Genomic DNA, 1,312 nt, shown 5'->3' with positions numbered 1-1,312 from the left:
GGCGACAGGACCAAGCAGATTGTGGACAGAATCCAGAAGCGGCTGGGCTGCATCGAAACCGGTCGAGGCCAGGCGGCCGGGACGCAGGAACTGGTCCAGCGACAGCGTCCCGCCCCCAGCTTTCAGGCCAAGGGCGGCGAAACTGTCAAAGACGGTCTTCGAAAGGCTGGAAAAATTGCTGATCAGGAAGGAAAAGAACCCGATATAGAGCGTCTTTTTCACCAGACGCTGGATGACATCCTCGTCTGCCGCCCAGGCCCAGAACAGGCCCGCCAGCGCCATGTCGAGCACGGACAGCGACCCCGCCAGCGAGATCATGCTGCCCTTCACCAAACCGAAGCCAGTATCGATGGTAGTGGTGAAACTGTTCAGAAATGTGTCGATTACGCCCACGTCGCTCATCGCCATGGCGGTCAGTTCCCGCTGCTGCCGAACATGGACACGGTGCCGGGCACGTAGGCGTCATGCTGGGAGAAATGCTGGTACTGCACCGCGCTTTCGGCTTCCGTTGCCGCGTCGCGCGCCTGTTGCAGGGCGGTGGCGCGGCCATTGGCGGCGAGTTCAGCCTGAATGTCGGACAGTTGCCGGGATTGCAGGGCGAGAAGCTGGTTCCCAGCCTGAGCCGCCTGCAAGGCTCCCGTGGAGGTCTGGCTGGCGGAAACAAGCTGCGTCATGGCGCTGCTGTCGCTCGGGATGTTACCCACCACGCGCGCCTGCAGCTTCAGGGCATCTTCGAACCCGCCGACGGAATTCTGCCAGCGGGCCTGTGCCTGAGAAAACAGAGCGCTGTCGGACATGCCGGAAGACACAGATGTGTACGCCTGCTGGTATTGCTGTTCGACGGACTGGACGCTGTAGGCGATATTCTGCGCCTGCGCGAGCAAAGCCGTCGTCTGGGAAATCGTCGATTGCAGCGTCGACAATGTCGAGAGTGGCAGGCTGGCGAGGTTCTTCGCCTGATTGACCAGCATCTGGGCCTGGTTAGCGAGAGAGGTGATCTGGTTGTCGATCTGCTGGAGTGTCCGGGCCGCGATCAGCACGTTCTGGACGTGGTTCGCACCGTCATACACCGCCCACTGGGCGTGAGCCGGTAACACCTGCATCGCCACAACACCCACAGCCAGAGCAATCGGGAGAATTGCAGTGCCCCTGTGGCGGCTGAACCTGCCCATCATGACAAGCGCCCGTCCCGCAGGAGGTCCGCCGCCCACTTCACGCCACGCGCCTCGAACCAGGCCGGCAGAAAGCCGTCCCGCCCATGTTTCGCCAGCACCGTATCGATCGCTCGGTGATCGTCCTTGCCGGACGCAGC

2 protein-coding genes and 1 pseudogene are annotated in these 1,312 nt (G+C 62.3%); all 3 read right to left on the bottom strand.

Annotated elements, in window-relative coordinates; translation table 11 throughout:
- On the bottom strand, positions 1-408 hold a 408-nt coding region (locus HK28_RS12110), incomplete at its 3' end, for a type IV secretion system protein (protein ID WP_198945882.1).
- Positions 409-413: 5 nt separating this feature from the next.
- Positions 414-1,175 (bottom strand): P-type conjugative transfer protein TrbJ, encoded by a 762-nt coding sequence (gene trbJ, locus HK28_RS12105; RefSeq protein ID WP_369823660.1) that lies wholly within the window; start codon positions 1,173-1,175, stop codon positions 414-416.
- Positions 1,172-1,312, bottom strand: a pseudogene (locus HK28_RS12100) (conjugal transfer protein TrbE); the annotation flags it as partial. The gene trbJ and the pseudogene HK28_RS12100, both read right to left, overlap by 4 nt.

It is taken from the genome of Acetobacter sp. DsW_063 (assembly GCF_002153745.1).
Taxonomy (GTDB): Bacteria; Pseudomonadota; Alphaproteobacteria; order Acetobacterales; family Acetobacteraceae; genus Acetobacter.
Note: the sequence above shows the minus strand (reverse complement) of the source record. Positions and strands in the feature narration are given on the sequence as shown.

What these genes read in the sequence shown, in the direction of transcription:
- trbJ (WP_369823660.1), bottom strand. Translation starts at nt 1,175, where the DNA reads ATGATGGGCAGGTTCAGCCGCCACAGGGGCACTGCAATTCTCCCGATT.